Here is an 18,972-nt window from a genome sequence, read left to right on the forward strand (position 1 = left end):
CCTGGGAGCCGTGTACGTACGTATCGATCGGCTCAGCAGCATTATCGACGTTTGGCTCAACAACGCAAATGCCCTTCGGGCACTCCGGCGCCGCAGGACCAAGGACAATGCTGTCCATGGATCAAGTCGTCGACACTCCCCCCCGGCTGGAACTGGGCCTGGCCTGGCCCAACAGCTTTGCCGGGCTGGGGCCGGCGTTCTATACCGAACTGGCGCCCACACCCCTGCCTTCTCCCTATCTCGTCGGGCTGAACCAGCGTCTTGCCGCCGAGCTGGGGCTGGCCGCCAGCCTCGTTGCCGGGCCCGAGGGCGTGGAGGCGTTCACCGGCAACGCGACCCTGTCCGGCGCGCGGCCGCTGGCCAGCGTCTATAGCGGCCACCAATTCGGGGTGTGGGCGGGTCAGCTGGGCGATGGCAGAGCCATCCTGCTGGGCGAAGCGCAAACCGCCGCCGGCGCACAGGAGTTCCAGCTCAAGGGTAGCGGCCGGACCCCCTACTCGCGCATGGGCGATGGGCGCGCGGTGCTACGGTCCAGCATCCGTGAGTTCCTCGGTTCGGAGGCGATGTTCGGCCTGGGAATACCCACGACTCGCGCCCTGATGGTCACCGGCTCGGATGCGCCGGTGCGCCGCGAGGAAATCGAAACTGCGGCGGTGGTCACCCGCGTCGCGCCCAGTTTCATCCGCTTCGGGCATTTCGAGCATTTCTCGGCGCGCGAGCAGTACGACGAACTGCGCAAGCTCGCCGATTACGTCATCGACAAGTTCTATCCGGAATGCCGGAGCACCCAGGCGTTCGCCGGCAACACTTATGCGGCGTTTCTCGAACAGGTAAGTGAGCGCACCGCGGCCATGGTTGCGCAGTGGCAGGGCGTCGGCTTTTGCCACGGCGTCATGAACACCGACAACATGAGCATCCTGGGGCTGACCATCGACTACGGTCCGTTCCAGTTTCTCGATGCGTTCGACCCCGGCCACATCTGCAACCACAGCGACGAGCAGGGGCGCTACGCCTATAACAAGCAGCCGAACGTGGCCTACTGGAACCTGTTTTGCCTGGGCCAGGCGCTGCTTCCGCTAATTGGCGACCAGGAACTGGCCCTGGCCGCCCTGGAGTCGTACAAGACAGTCTTCCCGAGCGAACTGGAGGCCGCCATGCGCGCCAAGCTGGGCTTGCTCGACAACCAGCCAGGCGATCGGGAGCTGATCGAGGGCGTCCTGAAGCTGTTGGCCAAGGACCGCGTGGACTACACGATTTTCTGGCGTCGGCTGTCGCGCCATGTTGCAGGCGAGCCGGCCGAAACGGTGCGCGACCTGTTCCTCCAACGAGAGGCCTTCGATGCCTGGTTGCTACAATATTCGGAGCGGCTGGACAAGGCTGAGGTTGAGGAATCTGCCAGCCTGATGCTCAGGACCAATCCCAAATATGTGCTTCGTAATCACCTGGGAGAACTGGCCATCCGCCAGGCGAAACTTAAGGACTATTCCGAAGTCGAAGCCTTGCTCGCGCTGGTCCAGGCCCCATATGAGGAACATCCAGCGCATGATCAAAAAGCCGGATTTCCCCCGGACTGGGCCACCCACATCGAAATCAGCTGCTCCTCATGACCTACAAAATCCAGAAAACCGAAGCCGAGTGGAAAGCGTTGCTGGCGCAAAAGGGCGCTGAGCGAGGCGCCTTCGAGGTCACTCGCCACGCAGCGACCGAGCGGCCCTTCACCGGCAAGTACGAGGCGGTGTGGGACGACGGCAGCTACCACTGCATCTGCTGTGGCGCCAAGCTTTTCGACTCCACCACCAAGTTCGACGCCGGCTGCGGCTGGCCGAGCTTCTCCGAGGCGCTGCCCGGCGCCATCAAGGAGATTACCGACACCACCCACGGCATGGTGCGCACCGAAACGGTCTGCGCGCAATGCGGCGCGCACCTGGGGCATGTGTTCCCGGACGGACCGACCGACACCGGGCTGCGCTACTGCATGAATTCAGCCTCGCTGGATTTCAAAGCCGAAGAACAAGACTGACCAAGACTCATGAAACTGCTGATCGATTTCTTTCCTATCATCCTGTTCTTCGCGGCCTTCAAGCTCGCGGACATCTACGTAGCAACCGGGGTGGCGATCGTCGCCACGATCGCCCAGATCGCCTGGCTGCGCCACAGCACCGGCAAGGTCGAGCCCATGCAATGGGTCAGTCTGGGGGTGATCGTGCTCTTCGGCGGCGCGACCATCGTGGCCCAGAACGAAACCTTCATCAAATGGAAACCCACGGTGCTGTACTGGCTGATGGCCGGAGCGCTCGCGGCCGGGCAGCTCTTCTTCAAGAAGAACCTGCTCAAGTCCCTGATGGGCTCCCAGCTCGAATTGCCCGATGCCGCTTGGCGCGTCACCAACTGGAGCTGGATCGCCTTTTTTGGGGCCATGGGCGTGGTCAATCTCTGGGTGGCCTACAACTTCGACACCAATACCTGGGTCAACTTCAAGCTGTTCGGTGGCCTGGGCCTGATGGCCCTGTTCGTGATCGGCCAGGCGCTCTACCTGGGGCGCTACATGAAGGCCGACGAAGCGCCCAAGCCGTGAGGTTGCCAGCATGAGTACCGGCATCACCGCCCAAGCCCTGCACCAGCGGCTGGCGGAACTCCTGGAGCCCACAGTGCTCGAAGTACTCGACGAAAGCGCCGCCCATGCAGGCCATGCCGGGGCCGATGGCAGCGGATTTGGCACCCATTTCCGGGTGCGGATCGCCTCTCCCTTGTTCGCCGGCCGCTCGCGCGTGGCGCGTCATCGCCTTGTGTATGATGCGCTGCAAGATTTTGTCGACCAGGGGCTGCACGCCCTCGCGATTGAAACCCTCTGACCACCCTCCTGACTCTCAAGGGACTCCCCAAATGAAGCAAGTTTTCCTGTCCGCCCTGGCAGCGGCCATCCTCAGCATCGCCCTGCCCGTTGCGGCCCAGAACGTGGCCATCGTCAACGGCAAGCCGGTGCCCAAGGCGCGCGTCGATGCGCTGGCCGCCCAGCTGGCCAAGTCCGGCCGCCCCGTCTCGCCCGAGATCCAGGGCCAGCTGAAGGATGAGGTCATTGCGCGCGAGGTCTTCATGCAGGAAGCCCAAAAGCGCGGCCTGGACGCCAGCGACGACTTCAAGGCCCAGATGGAACTGGCGCGCCAAACGCTGCTGATCCGCGAGCTGTTCGCCGACTACCAGAAGAACAATCCCGTGACCGACGCCGACATCAAGGCCGAGTACGACAAGTTCGTGGCGGCGAACGGCGGCAAGGAATATCGTGCCCGCCACATCCTGGTGGAAAAGGAAGACGATGCCAAGAGCATCATCGGCTCGCTCAAGAAGGGCGGCAAGTTCGAGGACATCGCCAAGAAGCAGTCCAAGGACCCGGGCTCCGGAGCCAACGGCGGCGACCTCGACTGGGCCACTGCGGCGAGCTACGTGCCTGAGTTCTCCGGCGCGCTGATCAAGCTGAAGAAGGGCCAGACTACCGATGCGCCGGTGAAGAGCCAGTTCGGATGGCACGTGATTCGCCTGGACGACGTGCGCGACGCGCAGTTGCCCAAGCTGGACGAGGTCAAGCCCCAGATCGCCCAGCAGCTGCAGCAGCAGAAACTGGCCAAGTTCCAGGAAGACCTGCGCGGCAAGGCGAAGATCGAATAAGTCTGTCATCCCGGACTTGATCCGGGATCCAGGGCGGCCCAGGTGGCCGCTTTTTTTTGCGTCAGACCATCGGCGGGTCGGTCTCCCTGCCAAAGTGGCGGTGCTTGGCGATACCGTCGACAAACGCCTCGAGGGCCGGGCCGGCCGCGCCGTCGGACAGGATCAGCCCCGGGTCTGCCTTGCCATCCGCGGCCTTCAGCGGAATACCGGCCTTCTCCAGCAATGCTTTCGATGCGCCCAGGGCCAGGATGGTCTTGCAGTGCCGGTACTGGTCCTTGATGAATTCCATCGTGTGGCCATCGGCCGCGAGGGCCACCGCGGCCTCCTTGCCATCCGGCAGCACCAAGGCATCGAACAGGAATCCGGGCTCGTTTTCCAGGGAGGCGTCGGCGTCCAGCGTCTGCGCGTCGGCGGTCTTGACCGGCCCGATGCGGGGGCCGACCAGCCTGGCGACAGCACCCTTATCCACCAGGGCCTGCTGCACCTTCCCGATCTCGGCTCCGTTCACCCCGGGCGCCACCAGGATCGCGATCTTGCGGCCCTGGATGCTTCCGTCGCCCGGTCGCGCCAGCAGGGACAGCGCCGGCGACGAGTCGACTTCCGGTTTGGGCGGTTTCGCCAGCGCGCGCGGCATGGGCGCGGGCAGCGGCTCCATGCCGAGACCGGCGGCCACCTTGCGCGCCAGATCCTCGGAGGCGTTGCGCAGCGAGGCGACCATCCGTTCGCGGATCGCCGGAACGGTGACCTTGCTCAACTCGAAGCGAAAGGCATTGGCGATGTGGGCCTGCTCGACGGGGCTCTGGCTCTCGAAGAACAGGGTCGCCTGGGTGTAGTGATCCGCGAATTTCTCCGGTTTGGCGCGGACCTTGCCCTGCTCTTCCTTGGCCTGCAACCGCGCCGGAACCGAGACGAAGCCCTGTGCGGCCCCGGCCTGGAAAGGACAACCGCCGGCCAAGGAGTTGGGTTCATAAGAGACGCGGCCGCGCGGAATGGCCTGGCGGTGCATGCCGTCGCGCTGGTTGTTGTGCACCGGCGCCACCGGGGCATTGATCGGGATTTCGTGGAAATTGGGTCCACCCAGCCGGGTGATCTGCGTGTCCACGTAGGAATGGATCCGGCCGGCCAGCAGCGGATCGTTGGAAAAGTCGATGCCCGGCACGACGTGGGCGGTGCAGAACGCTACCTGCTCGGTCTCGGCGAAGAAGTTGTCGGGATTGCGATTGAGCACCATCTTTCCCACCGGCCGGATCGGCACCAGTTCTTCGGGAATGATCTTGGTCGCGTCGAGTATGTCGAAGCTGAATTTGTCCGCCGTCTCCTCGCTGAATACCTGCAGCCCGAGTTCGTACTCCGGATAGGCGCCCGCCTCGATCCGTTCCCACAGGTCGCGCCGGTGGTAATCCGGGTCAGCGCCGGAAATCTTCACGGCTTCGTCCCAGACCAGCGAGTGCGTCCCGGCCACCGGCGACCAGTGGAACTTGACGAAGACGGACTCGCCCGCCTCGTTGACCATGCGGAAGCTGTGTACGCCGAAGCCTTGCATGGTGGCGAAGCTGCGCGGGATGGCGCGATCGGACATGACCCACATCAGCATGTGCGTGGACTCGGGCATGAGGGACACGAAATCCCAAAAGGTGTCGTGCGCGCTCGCCGCCTGCGGCATCTGGTGGTGCGGCTCGGGCTTGACCGCATGCACCAGGTCGGGAAATTTCATCGCATCCTGGATGAAGAAGACCGGCATGTTGTTGCCGACCAGGTCCCAGTTGCCTTCGTCTGTATAAAACTTCACGGCGAAGCCCCGCACGTCGCGGGCCGTGTCCTTGGAGCCGCGCTCGCCCTGGACGGTGGAGAAGCGGACGAACACCGGCGTGACCTTGCCAGCCTCCTTGAAGGGCGCGGCCTTGGTGATATCGGTCAGCGCTTCGTAGCATTCGAAGAAGCCGTGCGCGCCGGAACCGCGTGCGTGCACGATGCGCTCCGGGATCCGCTCGTGGTCGAAGTGCGTGACCTTCTCGCGCAGGATGAAGTCTTCCAGCAGGACCGGCCCGCGCACGCCCGACTTCAGCGAGTTCTGGTTGTCGGCGATGCGCACGCCCTGGTTCGTCGTCAGCATCTGGCCCGCGGAGTCGACTCGGACGCGATCCAGCGGCTCGATGGTGGCGTTGATGCCTTCGGGCGCGACGCTGCCGGTCTTCTCGCTGCCGTTTTCCTCGGACAGGGTGCTGGCGCCCGGCAGGCGGGAGGCAGGTTCCACCGTGGCGCCGGGCTGCGGCGCGAGGCCGTTCGCGAATCCATGTTCGCCTGCCTTGTTGGGGTTGTAAGGCATCGAAGCGGCCAGCGCTTCGACCTGCGCCATTTTTTCGGCGGGCAGATCGCCCGCACCGGCGGAACGGACCCGACCTGGGCCGCTGTCGGTATTGCGCGCTGCCGACTTGGCGGCGGCTTTCTTGGGCGGGGTGATGTTTGAATTGGGCTTGGGTGTCTTGGGCATTGGACTACTGCAATAGGGTCGGCGAAATTGCCAGCGGCCACGGTAAGTCCCCTGCCCCTCGCCATCCTGTAGGACGGATTCCCCTATCGCCCATGCCGAGCAAGCCGTCAGCTATCGCAGTAGCAGCAATAAGCCCATGAGCACCGGTTGGTGCAACATGTACCACGTTAGGCTCCAGCGGCCCAGCCACGCCAATGGCGAAGCGGCACGTGGAATCGGTTGCTGGATGGAGCTGCGCCGGCGGCTCAGCAGCCACTGTCCTGCAGCCATGCCCCACCACATCACGCCCAGCCACGGGATGAGGGGCACATAGTCCTCGGTAATGGGCTTGCGCCCAATCAGGCCCAGCCAGTTCCACGCCGGATGATTGAGAAATTCCAGTTCTGGCCAATAGCCATGCGCCAATGAAGCCAGTGGCTTTGCCGCGATGGCGACTGCGCCCGCCAGCCAGAGGCCGCGGCCCCACGCCGCCGTCAATCGCACGATGATCAACATCACGGCGATGCCATGAAGCACGCCGAAGTAGATGAAGCTCTTCGGATACATCCAGTACGAGCTTGCGGTCACCAGCAATGCGCACGCGGCGATCTGGGCCCAGCGCTTCCAGAAGCGAGCCCAGCTCTGGCCCTGTTCCACGGCCACGGCCTGGCCCAGGCCCGCACAGAACAGGAACAGGCTGACGATGGCTGTGCGCTGCCAGGTCCAGAACGGGTCGGTATAGAAATCCTGCTTGATCCAGCCGAAATGGTTGAGGTCGAAGCAGAAGTGGTACACCGTCATCCAGACGATGGCGACGCCGCGAAGGGCATCAATGGAGTCGAAGCGCTGGCCGGGCATGGGCTGGGAGTTTAGACGCAGACCCGGCGCAGACCCGATTGACGCAGCGGCCGCCGGGCGCTCCAATGCGGTGGCATGCCACCCCTAAGGAGAAGCACGATGTCTTCGTTACGCGCCCTGCTCGCCACCTGCGTACTGTTTAGCGCCACCCTCGTTTCGGCCCAGACGGCTGGCAAGACCGAAGTGCTGTGGCTGGGCCAATCCGCGACGCGCATCACCACGCCGGGCGGCAAGGTCATCGTCGTCGATCCGTGGCTCACGTCCAACCCCAAGACGCCCGCCAACTTCAAGGCGCTGGAGTCCATAGGCAAGGTGGATCTGATCCTCGTGACGCACGCGCACTTCGACCACTCCGCCGACGCCGCGGCGCTGGCCAAGATGCACAACGTCCCGGTCTATAACGCGGGAGGCCTGGGTGCGACACTGATCGGGCTGGATGTGCTGCCGCCCGCATTGGTGCAGCGATTCGGCAAGGGCGGCACGGTGATGCCCTTCGGCCCCACCGGGGTGAAAATCACCGGGGTCAGGGCGGAGCACGCTTCCGAGTTTGTCTGGAAGAACCCCGCCACCAACAAGGACGAAGCGCGCTACGGCGGCGAACCCGTGGGCTATATCATCGAAATGGAGAACGGCTTCAAGATCTGGCATATGGGCGATACCAGCGTGTTCGGCGACATGCGCCTGATAGCCGATATGTACCGGCCCGATTTGGTGATCATCCCTATCGGTGGGCATTTCACGATGAACCCGGCGGACGCCGCGCTGGCGACGCGAGAGATGATTCGCCCGAAGTACGCCTTGCCTGTCCATTACGGAACCAACCCGGCGCTTCGCGGCACCCCTGCGGAATACAGGACGGCCCTCGGCAACAGCCCCGTGCAGATGCTGGTGGTCGAGCCGGGTCAGAAGGTGGAGTTTTGACGGGACCAGGGGACCGGCTTCCCACAGCCGTTCTTGACGCGCTCAGCAAAGGCAACCTGATGGAGGCCATCAAACTGCTGCGCAGCAGCGGCATGGGCCTGAAAGAAGCCAAGGATGCCCTCGACGCGCATGCGCGCGGCAAGCCCGCGCCTCACGCACCCTCTTTCTCCGCGCCCTCGATGGGCCAATCCCTTCCGCCGGACGTCGTGGACGCGCTCCAGAAAGGCCACAAGATCGAGGCGATCCGGCTCATGCGTGAACAGACCGGCCTGGGCCTGAAGGAAGCAAAGGACGCTGTGGACGGTTACCAGCAAATGCACCTGCCGGCAGCGGGCGGGCTTTCGCCCGGCCAGGTCGGCGACACGGGATCGGGCATCTGGTGGGTGATAGTCCTGGTGCTCGTCTGCCTCGTCGGCTACATGGTGCTGCGCAGGCTGGCTTAGCCCACCCACTTGCGCGCGTTGCGCCAGATTCGCATCCAGGGGCTGAACTCGCTCTTGTCGCCTGCGGTCCAGCTCATCTGGATGTTGCGGAACACCCGTTCCGCGTGCGGCATCATGGCCGTGAAGCGCCCATCGGCCGTCGTCACGGCAGTCAAGCCGCCCGGGCTGCCGTTCGGGTTGAAGGGGTAGGTTTCGGTCGGCTGGCCATGGTGGTCAGTGAAACGCATCGCGGCGATCACCTTGCTCTTGTCGCCGCGATAAGCGAAGTTGGCAAAACCTTCACCGTGGGCCACGGCGATCGGCAGGCGGCTGCCCGCCATGCCCGCGAAGAACAGGCTGGGCGACTCCAGCACTTCCACCTGCGACAGACGGGCCTCGTAGCGCTCGCTGCGGTTGGTGGTGAATCGGGGCCAAGCCTGCGCCCCGGGAATGATGTCTGCCAATTCGGCCAGCATCTGGCAACCATTGCAAACGCCCAATGCGAAAGTGTCCGGGCGGTCGAAGAAGGACTTGAACTGTTCGGCCAGCTGCGGATTGAACATGATGCTGCGGGCCCAGCCGATGCCCGCACCCAGTGTGTCGCCATAGCTGAAGCCGCCGCAGGCGACGAAACCCTTGAAGTCCTCGAGCCGCGCGCGGCCCGTTTGCAGATCGGTCATGTGGACGTCGTACGCCTCGAAGCCGGCCTCGGTGAAGGTGTAGGCCATCTCCACATGCGAGTTGACGCCCTGCTCGCGCAGGATCGCCACCCTCGGGCGGGCCAGGTTCAGGTACGGCGCCGCCACATCTTCGGCCGGATCGAAAGCCGGGGCGAACTGCAAGCCCGGGTCGGTCGGGTCGCCCGCGGCCGCATGCTCCGCACCCGCGCCCACCGGGTTGTCGCGCTGCTGGCAGATCTTCCAGCTGACGCTGTCCCAGACCTGGTGCAAGTCGGCAAGCTTGGCGGAGAACACCGCCTTGGTGTCGCGCCAGACCTGCACCTCGCCCTTGCCCATCTCGATGCCGGACGAGGCGGGCCGGGTCTTGCCGACAAAATGGCTGAACTTCGACAGGCCGTGCGCGCGCAGGACCTGCATCACATCGTTGCGCGCTTCGGTGGGCACCTGCAGCACCACCCCGAGCTCTTCGTTGAACAGCGCCTTGAGCGTGAGCTCGTCGCGGCGCGGCCCGACTTGCGATGCCCAGTTCTTGGCATCGCCGAAATCAGCGCGGCTGTCGCTGATGCCGTCGCCTTCTGTCACCAGCAGATCGACGTTGAGCGCTACCCCGACCTGGCCGGCAAAAGCCATCTCGCAGGCAGCCGCAAACAAGCCGCCATCGCTGCGATCGTGGTAGGCAAGGATCCTGCCCTGCCCCCGCAGTGTGTTCACCGCGCTGACCAGGCTCACCAAGTCCTTGGGATCGTCCAGATCGGGCACTTCGTCGCCGACCTGATCGAGCACCTGCGCCAGGATGCCGGCGCCCATGCGGTTGCGGCCCTTGCCCAGGTCGATGAGCACCAGCGTCGTGTCTTGCGTTGCTTCCAGCTGCGGCGTCAGCGTCGGCCGCACATCGCCCAGCGTCGCAAAAGCCGTGACGATCAGGCTGACCGGCGACGTGACCTTTTTCTTCGCGTCGCCTTCGCTCCACTGCGTGCGCATGGACAGGCTGTCCTTGCCCACCGGAATGGAAATCCCCAGCGCCGGGCACAGTTCCATGCCGACCGTCCGGACGGTCTCATACAAGGCGGCGTCTTCGCCCGGCTCGCCGCAGGCGGCCATCCAGTTGGCCGAGAGCTTGACCCGGGTCAGCTCGATGGGTGCTGCCAGCAGGTTGGTGATGGCTTCGGCCACCGCCATGCGGCCCGACGCCGGGGCATCGATAGCCGCCAGCGGCGTGCGCTCGCCCATGCTCATCGCCTCGCCGGCGAAACCCTTGTAGTCGGCCAGGGTCACGGCGCAATCCGCCACCGGCACCTGCCAGGGCCCGACCATCTGGTCGCGATGCGACATGCCACCCACCGTGCGGTCGCCGATGGTGATGAGGAAGCGCTTGGAGGCCACCGTCGGGTGGCTGAGCACCTTGATGGCTGCGTCCTGCAGGCCGACGCCCGTCAGATCGACCGGCTTGAACTGGCGTGCCACGCTCTTCACGTCGCGGTGCATCTTCGGCGGCTTGCCCAGCAGCACGTTCATGGGCATGTCTACCGGGGGTGGCGCGCCTTCATCGGCAACCACCAGCTGGCGCTCTTCGGTAGCTACGCCCACGACGGCGAACGGGCAACGTTCGCGCTCGCAGAAAGCCTTGAACTGCGGCAGCGATTGCGGGGCGATGGCCAGGACATAGCGCTCCTGGCTTTCATTGCACCAGATTTCCTTGGGCGCCAGGCCCGATTCCTCCAGGGGAATCTTGCGCAGGTCGAACCGGGCGCCGCGGCCGGCGTCGTTGCTCAGCTCGGGAAACGCATTCGACAGGCCGCCGGCCCCTACGTCATGGATCGCGAGGATGGGATTGGCCTCACCTTCGGCCCAGCAATGGTTGATGACTTCCTGGGCACGGCGCTCGATCTCCGGGTTGCCGCGCTGTACCGAGTCGAAGTCGAGCTCGGCTGCGTTGGCGCCCGTCGCCATCGAACTGGCCGCGCCGCCGCCCATGCCAATACGCATGCCCGGTCCGCCCAACTGGATCAGCAAGGTGCCGGCCGGGAATTCGATCTTCTGGGTCAACCCCGCGTCGATCGTGCCCAGGCCGCCGGCGATCATGATCGGCTTGTGATAGCCGCGCATGACGTCGCCCGCTCGCTGCTCGTATTCGCGGAAATAGCCCAGCAAGTTGGGCCGGCCGAACTCGTTGTTGAATGCGGCGCCGCCCAGCGGACCTTCGGTCATGATCTGCAGCGGGCTGGCGATGTGCTCGGGCTTGCCGCCTGCTTCGTCCGACCAGCCGCCCCACAGCTTGGAGACCGTGAAGCCCGTGAGGCCGGCCTTGGGCTTGGAGCCACGCCCCGTGGCGCCTTCGTCGCGAATTTCACCGCCGGCACCGGTGGAAGCGCCGGGGAAAGGTGAAATCGCCGTCGGGTGGTTGTGTGTTTCCACCTTCATCAGCACGTGATGAAGGGCATCCTGTTTCCGATAGCGCGAGGCCTGCCCCGATGTGGCGACGAAGCGCTCTACGGCCGAGCCCTCCATGATGGACGCGTTGTCGGAGTATGCGACGACCGTGTGCTGCGGGCTGACCTGGTGGGTGTGCCGGATCATGCCGAACATGCTGCGTTCCTGCGGCACGCCATCGATCGTGAACGAGGCGTTGAATATCTTGTGCCGGCAGTGTTCGCTGTTGGCCTGCGCGAACATCATCAGCTCCACGTCGCTGGGGTTGCGCCCCAGGCCCTTGAACGACTGGACCAGGTAGTCGATCTCATCGTCGGCCAAGGCCAGGCCGAACTGGACATTGGCTTTCTCCAGCGCCGCCCGGCCGCCGGCCAGAACGTCCACGTATTCCATCGGCGACGGCTCCACCTCGGCGAACAGGCCCCGGGCCGTGGCGCGGTCGAACATCGCGCTTTCCGTCATCCGGTCGTGAAGCAAGGCTGCGATGGCCTGCAATTGCGATGCGTCCAGCCCGCCCTTGCCGAACAACCCGCTTTTCACGCTGACGCGAAATTCAGTGATGCGCTCCACCCGCTTGAGCGCGATGCCGCAGTTGTGTGCGATGTCCGTCGCCTTGGAAGCCCAGGGCGAAACGGTGCCGAAGCGCGGCGATACGACGACCAGCGAACCCTCGCCCGCGGGCTGGTAAGGATCTCCGTAGGTCAGCAGTGCGGCCAACCGCTCATTCTCGGCTGCGCTGGGCGCGTTATCTGCGGCAACCAGGTGGACGAAGCGGGCGCTGAGGCCGCTGACTTTGTCGTGGATGGCCTGCAGGCGCGGAAGGAGTTGCTGGACTCTAAACTCGCTGAGGGCATTGCCGCCCTCGAACTCGGTGATGTGCAGGGTCACAATGAACGGGCTCTCGGTGTTAACCCGGCATTTTACCGGCAAGGGATTTCGCCCAATGGGATAATTGAAGCCATGAGCATTACGTACAAAGACGCTGAGGGCATCCAGGGCATGCGGGTGGCGGGAAGGCTGGCCTCCGAGGTGCTGGACTATCTCACGCCGCACATCAAGCCGGGGATCACCACCAAGGAGATCGACCGGCTGGCTGCCGAATGCATGAAAAAGCAGGGCACGATCTCCGCCACGCTGGGCTACCAGCCCGCGGGCTATCCGCCCTACCCCGCCTCCTTGTGCACCTCCGTGAACCATGTGGTGTGCCACGGCATCCCCAATGACAAGCCGCTGAAGAAGGGCGACATCGTCAACGTGGACGTCACCGTCATCAAGGACGGCTGGTATGGCGACACCAGCCGCATGTTCATGGTCGGCGAGGTCTCCATCGCCGCCAAGCGCCTGTGCGCACTGACGTTCGACGCCATGTGGCAGGGGATCATGCGCGTGCGGCCCGGCATCCACCTGGGCGACATCGGGTTCGCCATCCAGAAGTTCGCCGAAAGCAATGGCTTTTCGGTGGTGCGCGAGTTCTGCGGCCATGGCATCGGCCGCAACTTCCATGAGGAGCCCCAGGTGTTGCACTACGGCAAGCCCGGCACCCTGGAGGAGCTCAAGCCCGGCATGACCTTCACCATCGAGCCCATGATCAACGCCGGGCGCAAGGACGTGAAGGAGTTCGGCAGCGACGGCTGGACCATCGTGACCAAGGATCACTCCCTGTCGGCGCAATGGGAGCACACGGTGCTGGTCACGGAAACCGGCTACGAGGTGCTCACGCTCTCGGCCGGCAGCCCGCCTCCACCGCCGTTCGTGAACGCATGATCCTTGCGGCGCTGGCGCCAAACCCGGCAGTGCCCGACATCCAGGCACTGCGCGAAGGGCACCGGGCCCGCAAGAATGCGCTGCTGGCTTCGCTGCAAGCGCAAGGCAGTTCGACACGAGGCATTCGCGGCCTGCTCCAGCGCCTGGCCCGTGAGGCCGACGACACCCTCAAGACCCTGTGGAATGCTGCCGGCTTGCCTGCCGGTTTCGCGCTGTTGGCCGTGGGCGGCTTCGGGCGTGGCGAGCTGTTTCCCCACTCGGACGTCGATGTAGTCGTCCTGATGCCTGACGGCACCTCGGCGGAGCACGCCCCGGAACTCAAGCGCCGGCTCGAGGGATTCATCGGCAACTGCTGGGACGCAGGCCTGGAGATTGGCTCCAGCGTGCGCACTGTGTCCGAATGCGTGGCCCAGGCCGAATCCGACGTGACGGTGCAGACCTCGCTGCTGGAGTCGCGACTCATCACCGGCGACGGCAAGCTCTACGGCACTTTCCGCAAGCGCTTCGAGGTGACGATCGATCCCAAGGCCTTCTTCGTGGCCAAGACGCTGGAGATGCGCCAGCGCCACACCAAATTCGAGAACACGCCCTACTCGCTCGAGCCCAATTGCAAGGAATCGCCGGGCGGCCTGCGCGACCTGCAGGTGATCCTGTGGGTGGCCAACGCCGCGGGCTTCGGGAAGAGCTGGGATGAGCTGGCTCGCACGGGCCTGGCCACGGCATTCGAAGCGCGCCAGATCAAGCGCAACGAGGCATTGCTGAGCCTGATCCGCGCGCGGCTCCACGTGATCGCCAAACGGCGGGAAGACCGCCTGGTGTTCGACCTGCAGACCGCGGTCGCCGAATCCTTCGGCTACGAATCCGTGGTCAACGACCGCGGGCGAGTGATTTCGCGCGCCAGCGAGGCGTTGATGAAGCGCTTCTATTGGGCGGCCAAGGCCGTGACGCAGCTCAACCAGATCCTGCTGCTCAACATCGAGGAGCGGCTCAATCCCAACGAGCAAGCGCCGCAACCGATCAACGAGCGCTTCTTCAACAAGGCCGGGATGGTCGAGGTCGCCAGCGACGACCTGTACCTGAAGAATCCGCACGCCATCCTGGAAACCTTCCTGGTGTACCAGACGACCGTCGGCGTGAAAGGCTTGTCCGCGCGGACGCTGCGGGCCCTGTACAACGCCCGAGCGGTGATGGACGGGAAGTTCCGCAGCGATCCGGTCAATCACGCCACCTTCCGGGCCATGCTGATGCAGCCCGAGGGCATCACCCACGCCATGCGCCTGATGAACCAGACTTCGGTGCTGGGGCGCTATCTGTGGGTGTTCCGCAAGATCGTGGGCCAGATGCAGCACGACCTGTTCCATGTGTACACCGTGGACCAGCACATCCTGATGGTGCTGCGCAATGTCCGGCGCTTCTTCATCGCCGAACACGCGCACGAATACCCGTTCTGCTCGCAGCTGGCCGCGGGCTGGGACAAGCCATACATCCTCTACATCGCCGCACTGTTTCACGACATCGCCAAAGGCCGCGGGGGCGACCATTCCGAATTGGGCGCTCGCGAAGTGAGCCTCTTCTGCCGGCAGCATCACATCGAGCCGGAAGACTGCCGGCTGGTGGAGTTCCTGGTGAAGGAACACCTGGCCATGAGCCGCATCGCCCAGAAAGAAGACCTGAGCAACCCGGACGTCATCGCGGCCTTCGCCAAGCGAGTGGGCGACGAGCGCAACCTCACCGCCCTGTACCTGCTGACCGTGGCCGACATTCGCGGCACCAGCCCCAAGGTGTGGAACGCCTGGAAGGGCAAGCTGCTGGAAGACCTGTACCGCTACACGCTGCGCATGCTGGGCGGCCGCGCGCCCGACCGCGACGCAGAGATCGAGGCCCGCAAGCGCGAGGCCCTGGTGCAGCTGGGCTTGTATGCGCTTCCGTTCGAGGGCCACAAGAAGTTGTGGGACACGCTGGACGTGGGCTACTTCATGCGGCACGAGGCGGCCGACATCGTCTGGCATACCCGCCACCTGGCGCGCCACGCCGGCAAAGCCAAGGCGATCGTGCGCGCGCGCCTCTCGCCGGTAGGCGAAGGCCTGCAGGTGCTGGTGTACACGCCCGACCAGCCTGACCTGTTTGCCCGCATCTGCGGCTACTTCGACCAGGCCGGTTTCAGCATCCTGGATGCCAAGGTGCATACGGCGAACAACGGCTATGCCCTGGACACCTTCCAGGTGGTGAGCTCGATGCTGCCGGAACACAACCGCGAGCTGATCAGCATGGTCGAGTCGGAGCTGCAGCACACCATCGAGCAGGCGGGCCCGCTGCCGCCGCCCAGCCGCGGCCGCGTTTCACGCCGGGTCAAGAGCTTCCCGATCACTCCGCGTGTTCATCTCGCCCCCGACGAGAAAGCCCAGCGCTGGCTGCTGTCGATCTCGGCCAGCGATCGCGTCGGCTTGCTCTATTGCGTGGCCCGGGTGCTGGCCCGGCATCACATCAATCTCCAACTGGCGAAGGTGTCCACGCTGGGAGAGCGGGTTGAAGACACTTTCCTCATCGATGGCCCCGAGTTGCAGCAGAACAAGCGCCAGATCGAGATAGAGACCGAGCTGCTGGAGGCGCTAGCCGCCTGAATCAGGGCCGCGCCAAAACGCGGGCTTCGCTTAGGCATTTTCCCACTGGCAGCCTTGTCAACTAAGGGTAAGTCCCTATTCATGCGTACCAATGGGCTCAACCTCAGCCGTATGACTTACTGCAACCGTAAGGCAGCCGCCATATTCAACACAACCTGTTGCACTCGTTAGCAGTTGTTTCTGTGCCGCCATGGTGGGCGTCCCGACCCTGTCAACTCTGACAGGTGGCCGACCGCCCTCTCGTTTGACCGAAGCCGCTGAGCTTCCTAGAGTTCTCCCAAACCGCAGTGGCGGCATCAATAAAAAAGGGAGGATCGAAAATGAAAGCTCAATCGAATTCGCGGCGGCAACTGTGCCAATCCATGGCGCTTGCCGCCCTCGCCTCTGCCGTTCCGGCCTGGGCCCAGTCGACCTCGCCCCGCAAGGCCGCTCCTACCACGCCCTGGCGGTTGATGATCAACGAGGCGGTTACCGGGGACACGAACCTCTTCCTGCTCACCGCCCGCTATCGGCCTTGGGCCGAATTCATGACGGGCCAGCTCAAGGGGCGGCCGATCGGCATCGAGCCCGTGGTCGACATCAAGCGTTTCATGTCCATGGCGCAGGGCACCACGAAGCCCGAGCTGGTATTTGGCAAATCGGTCAACCAGCTGGCGAAGCTGGTCCGCGACGATGGCTACCAGCCGCTGGTGCGGCGGGCCGGGCCCTACAAGGCGGCGTTCATCGTTGCCAAGGGCTCGCCGATCAAGACGCTGGCCGAAGCCGCCAATGCCCGCATCATCATGCCCGACGAATACTCCGCCACCACCGCTGTGGCACGCGCCGAGCTGCGCCGGCACAACATCCCCAAGCCGGACGTGCTGCATGTCCGATACCAGGAGGCTGTCGCCCAGCAGATCACAAGCGGCATGGGCCAGGTCGGCGTCGTCAATCCCACCATCGCCCGCAAATGGGCCGACGAAGGCGGCCGCGTCCTCGCCGAAACCCAGCCGGTCGTGAACTGGTCCGTGCTGGCTTCGCCTGCCATGCCCGCGGATACGGTCCGCCAGCTGCAGGAAGCGCTGCTGGGCATGAACACGCAAGCGGCCCCCATTCTTGGCGCTCTGGGCGTCAAGGAATGGGCCAAGGCCGAACGCCAGGAGTACCTGGCTTTGCTGGATTACACGAAGGAGTAAGGGATGGAAAAGAAAAGTCGCGGGCCCATGTTCGACAGGCCCAGCCCCCGGCGTGCGCGGTTCGCCACGGCCGCAGCGATAGGACTGCTGGCCTTGGCCGGCATGGCGAATGCCCAGCCGACCTCGCCGATACCGCCGGCCATCGAGCAGGCGGCACGCGAGATCGCAACGGAACTGGGGCGCCATTGCCCGGTGGCACCGGCCGGCGACACGGCTGCCTACAACGCCTGCAGGCGTGCCCTGTTCGGCCCGAGTGCCTTGCGCTCGCACCTGCCGGACTTCCTGCTGTGGGGACGCCAGAGCAAGGCGGCCGGAGCGACGTTGCGGCAGACCAACCTGACCCAGTTCGCACCGGACGTCTGGACCAACATGTACGCCCCCCTGTTCATGTTCAACGGCCGCCATACGGTGGAGTGGGTCCCTGAGGAGCGCATGTTTCGCGTCCAGCTGGAAGCCGCCTTCCGCAACCGGCTGGCCCCTGGCCAATTCCCCTATCCCTTCTGGCACGAGGAATCCAAGTGGGCGATGTACGAGAACGCCAACAGCCTCATGCTGTGGATGGCCCCGAACACCGCGAAGATCCGCGCCGCCCAATTCACCGACCGCGCGCCCAATGCCATGTTGCAGCCGGTGGAGCCGGTGCGCCACGCGAAGCACGAAGGCCAATGGCTGTGGACCGACGAGAAGGGCAAGACCCAGCCCGCGGTCACGCTGTTCGATGGCGTGTACCGGCCCGAGAACCCGCACATCAAGGCCATGGACCGGCAGTACCGCGACCTGGCCCTTCAGATGCGCGAATCGCAGTGCACCCAGTGCCACGTGCCCAACAACCCCGACAAGATGAGCCGCCTGGTGCTGCTGTCCACGCCTGCGCATGCCGCCGGGGAAATCGACCGCCTGATCAAGTCCGTGCGCGAGGATCGCATGCCGGTGGACGAGTTCCGGCTCGCCACGCCGCTGGCTGCGGACAAGAGGGAATGGTTGCTGCAACGCGCGGAGGCCTTCCGCGCCGTCGTGCAAGCAGCGCAGGACTGGGAGAAGAACGCCTCCCCGGCCTCCGCCAGCGCCCCTCCCCAAACCGCGTTCCAACCAACCCAGCAAAGGTGATGACATGAATCTTCCGAATTCAGAATCGCGCCTCAATCGGCGCACCCTCCTCGTGCGTGGCGCCGCTGCCGCCGCAGTCTGTGCCGTGCCCGTGGGCTGGGCCCAGCAGTCGGGCGACCGCTGGCGGTTGCTGGTGAACGAAGCCGTCACGGCCGACCTGAGCATCTCGATGCTGGCCATGCGCTATCGCGGCTGGGCGGAGTACATGGGTTCGCAGATCCAGAATAAACAGGTGCTGGTGGACCCCATCATCGACATTCCGCGCTTCGTCCAGCAGGCGCAATCGGAACAGAAGCCGCTGCTGGTCTTCGGCAAGTCGGTCAACCAGCTATCCAAGCTGGTGCGCGACCACGGCTACCAGCCGCTGGTACGGCGCCCCGAGCCGTACAAGGCCGCCTTCATCGTGCCGAAGGACTCGCCCATCCAGAACTTCACCCAGTTGGGCGGCCGGAAGCTGCTGCTCCCGGACACGTACTCCGCCACGGCCGCCATGGCGCGGGCCGAGATTCGCCGACAGGACATCCGCGAGCCCTACATGTCGCACACGCGCTTCCAGGACAGCGTGGCCGGACAGGTGGCCGCGGGAATGGCGGAAGCCGGCGTCGTGAATCCCACCATTGCCAGGAAATGGCAGGAAGCGGGCGGGCGGATCATCGGCGAGACCCAACCGGTCGTGAACTGGTCGGTCCTGGCGTCGCCCAAGGCCTCCCCCGAGATGGTGGCACGGCTCACCAATTCGCTGCTGGCGATGAACGGCCAGGCGAGCGGCGGCTTGCTGTCCGACATCGGCGTCAAGCAGTGGGCCAAGGCCGAGCGGAAGGAATATCTCGCGTTGCTGGAGTACACGGGCGAATGACCAGG

15 protein-coding genes are annotated in these 18,972 nt (G+C 64.8%); 12 read left to right on the forward strand and 3 right to left on the reverse strand.

All coding sequences use genetic code 11. The features are described 5' to 3' along the window. Window positions 1–116 precede the first annotated feature (116 nt). From HNE04_RS01105 to HNE04_RS01125, 5 genes are read left to right on the forward strand one after another with little or no spacing between them, the layout of a single operon-like run. On the forward strand, window positions 117–1,607 hold the full coding sequence (locus HNE04_RS01105; RefSeq protein ID WP_172215970.1) for a protein adenylyltransferase SelO: 1,491 nt from the start codon (window positions 117–119) through the stop codon (window positions 1,605–1,607). Beyond that, complete coding sequence (msrB, locus tag HNE04_RS01110; RefSeq protein WP_172215972.1) at window positions 1,604–2,020, forward strand: peptide-methionine (R)-S-oxide reductase MsrB; 417 nt, start codon at window positions 1,604–1,606, stop codon at window positions 2,018–2,020. The genes HNE04_RS01105 and msrB overlap by 4 nt, the downstream gene beginning before the upstream one ends. A 9-nt stretch (window positions 2,021–2,029) precedes the next feature. Then, a complete protein-coding gene (locus HNE04_RS01115; RefSeq protein WP_172215974.1) occupies window positions 2,030–2,575 on the forward strand; it encodes a septation protein A in 546 nt (181 codons plus the stop codon). Window positions 2,576–2,585: 10 nt separating this feature from the next. Further along, complete coding sequence (locus tag HNE04_RS01120; protein ID WP_172215976.1) at window positions 2,586–2,852, forward strand: BolA family protein; 267 nt, start codon at window positions 2,586–2,588, stop codon at window positions 2,850–2,852. Between the two features lie 31 nt (window positions 2,853–2,883). Beyond that, window positions 2,884–3,663: a peptidylprolyl isomerase gene (locus HNE04_RS01125; RefSeq protein WP_172215978.1), complete on the forward strand. Its 780-nt coding sequence runs from the start codon at window positions 2,884–2,886 to the stop codon at window positions 3,661–3,663. 61 nt (window positions 3,664–3,724) lie between these two features. Here the strand turns inward: HNE04_RS01125 and HNE04_RS01130 are convergent, their stop codons facing one another. Continuing rightward, entirely contained in the window at window positions 3,725–6,154 is a 2,430-nt protein-coding gene (locus tag HNE04_RS01130; protein WP_172215980.1) for a catalase, read from the reverse strand. A 111-nt stretch (window positions 6,155–6,265) separates the two neighbouring features. Beyond that, the gene (locus HNE04_RS01135; protein ID WP_172215982.1) at window positions 6,266–6,991 is read right to left on the reverse strand and encodes a heparan-alpha-glucosaminide N-acetyltransferase; all 726 of its coding nucleotides are present in this window, start codon (window positions 6,989–6,991) and stop codon (window positions 6,266–6,268) included. Window positions 6,992–7,090: 99 nt separating this feature from the next. Between HNE04_RS01135 and HNE04_RS01140 the strand changes: the two genes are divergently transcribed. Beyond that, entirely contained in the window at window positions 7,091–7,912 is an 822-nt protein-coding gene (locus tag HNE04_RS01140) for a metal-dependent hydrolase (protein WP_235964699.1), read from the forward strand. Window positions 7,913–7,971: 59 nt separating this feature from the next. Then, window positions 7,972–8,355, forward strand: a complete 384-nt coding sequence (locus HNE04_RS01145; RefSeq protein WP_172215986.1) for a ribosomal protein L7/L12 — start codon at window positions 7,972–7,974, stop codon at window positions 8,353–8,355. On the opposite strand, the gene purL is transcribed toward HNE04_RS01145, so the two are convergent. After that, complete coding sequence (gene purL / locus HNE04_RS01150; RefSeq protein ID WP_172215988.1) at window positions 8,352–12,332, reverse strand: phosphoribosylformylglycinamidine synthase; 3,981 nt, start codon at window positions 12,330–12,332, stop codon at window positions 8,352–8,354. The genes HNE04_RS01145 and purL overlap by 4 nt on opposite strands. Before the next feature lie 72 nt (window positions 12,333–12,404). Here purL and map point away from each other — a divergent pair, with 72 nt between their 5' ends. The 5 genes from map to HNE04_RS01175 all read left to right on the forward strand — a co-directional run bounded on the left by map (window position 12,405) and on the right by HNE04_RS01175 (window position 18,967). Then, entirely contained in the window at window positions 12,405–13,208 is an 804-nt protein-coding gene (map, locus tag HNE04_RS01155; RefSeq protein WP_172215990.1) for a type I methionyl aminopeptidase, read from the forward strand. After that, the gene (locus HNE04_RS01160) at window positions 13,205–15,829 is read left to right on the forward strand and encodes a [protein-PII] uridylyltransferase (protein WP_207717394.1); all 2,625 of its coding nucleotides are present in this window, start codon (window positions 13,205–13,207) and stop codon (window positions 15,827–15,829) included. Before map ends, HNE04_RS01160 begins: the two co-directional genes overlap by 4 nt. A 320-nt stretch (window positions 15,830–16,149) precedes the next feature. Beyond that, window positions 16,150–17,004, forward strand: a complete 855-nt coding sequence (locus tag HNE04_RS01165; RefSeq protein ID WP_172215992.1) for a phosphate/phosphite/phosphonate ABC transporter substrate-binding protein — start codon at window positions 16,150–16,152, stop codon at window positions 17,002–17,004. A 3-nt stretch (window positions 17,005–17,007) separates the two neighbouring features. Then, the gene (locus tag HNE04_RS01170; RefSeq protein ID WP_207717395.1) at window positions 17,008–18,111 is read left to right on the forward strand and encodes a hypothetical protein; all 1,104 of its coding nucleotides are present in this window, start codon (window positions 17,008–17,010) and stop codon (window positions 18,109–18,111) included. A gap of 4 nt (window positions 18,112–18,115) precedes the next feature. Then, complete coding sequence (locus tag HNE04_RS01175) at window positions 18,116–18,967, forward strand: phosphate/phosphite/phosphonate ABC transporter substrate-binding protein (RefSeq protein ID WP_172215994.1); 852 nt, start codon at window positions 18,116–18,118, stop codon at window positions 18,965–18,967. Window positions 18,968–18,972 lie beyond the last annotated feature (5 nt).

The organism is Caenimonas soli, assembly GCF_013155545.1.
GTDB classification, from domain to species: domain Bacteria; phylum Pseudomonadota; class Gammaproteobacteria; order Burkholderiales; family Burkholderiaceae_C; genus Ramlibacter; species Ramlibacter soli.

Bases quoted from the DNA above. Each gene is read 5' to 3' on its own strand.
- map (WP_172215990.1), top strand. From the start codon at position 12,405: ATGAGCATTACGTACAAAGACGCTGAGGGCATCCAGGGCATGCGGGTG.
- HNE04_RS01160 (WP_207717394.1), top strand. From the start codon at position 13,205: ATGATCCTTGCGGCGCTGGCGCCAAACCCGGCAGTGCCCGACATCCAG.
- msrB (WP_172215972.1), top strand. From the start codon at position 1,604: ATGACCTACAAAATCCAGAAAACCGAAGCCGAGTGGAAAGCGTTGCTG.
- HNE04_RS01105 (WP_172215970.1), top strand. From the start codon at position 117: ATGGATCAAGTCGTCGACACTCCCCCCCGGCTGGAACTGGGCCTGGCC.
- HNE04_RS01115 (WP_172215974.1), top strand. From the start codon at position 2,030: ATGAAACTGCTGATCGATTTCTTTCCTATCATCCTGTTCTTCGCGGCC.
- HNE04_RS01145 (WP_172215986.1), top strand. From the start codon at position 7,972: ATGGAGGCCATCAAACTGCTGCGCAGCAGCGGCATGGGCCTGAAAGAA.
- HNE04_RS01125 (WP_172215978.1), top strand. From the start codon at position 2,884: ATGAAGCAAGTTTTCCTGTCCGCCCTGGCAGCGGCCATCCTCAGCATC.
- HNE04_RS01135 (WP_172215982.1), bottom strand. From the start codon at position 6,991: ATGCCCGGCCAGCGCTTCGACTCCATTGATGCCCTTCGCGGCGTCGCC.
- HNE04_RS01120 (WP_172215976.1), top strand. From the start codon at position 2,586: ATGAGTACCGGCATCACCGCCCAAGCCCTGCACCAGCGGCTGGCGGAA.
- HNE04_RS01170 (WP_207717395.1), top strand. From the start codon at position 17,008: ATGGAAAAGAAAAGTCGCGGGCCCATGTTCGACAGGCCCAGCCCCCGG.
- HNE04_RS01140 (WP_235964699.1), top strand. From the start codon at position 7,091: ATGTCTTCGTTACGCGCCCTGCTCGCCACCTGCGTACTGTTTAGCGCC.
- HNE04_RS01130 (WP_172215980.1), bottom strand. From the start codon at position 6,154: ATGCCCAAGACACCCAAGCCCAATTCAAACATCACCCCGCCCAAGAAA.
- HNE04_RS01175 (WP_172215994.1), top strand. From the start codon at position 18,116: ATGAATCTTCCGAATTCAGAATCGCGCCTCAATCGGCGCACCCTCCTC.
- HNE04_RS01165 (WP_172215992.1), top strand. From the start codon at position 16,150: ATGAAAGCTCAATCGAATTCGCGGCGGCAACTGTGCCAATCCATGGCG.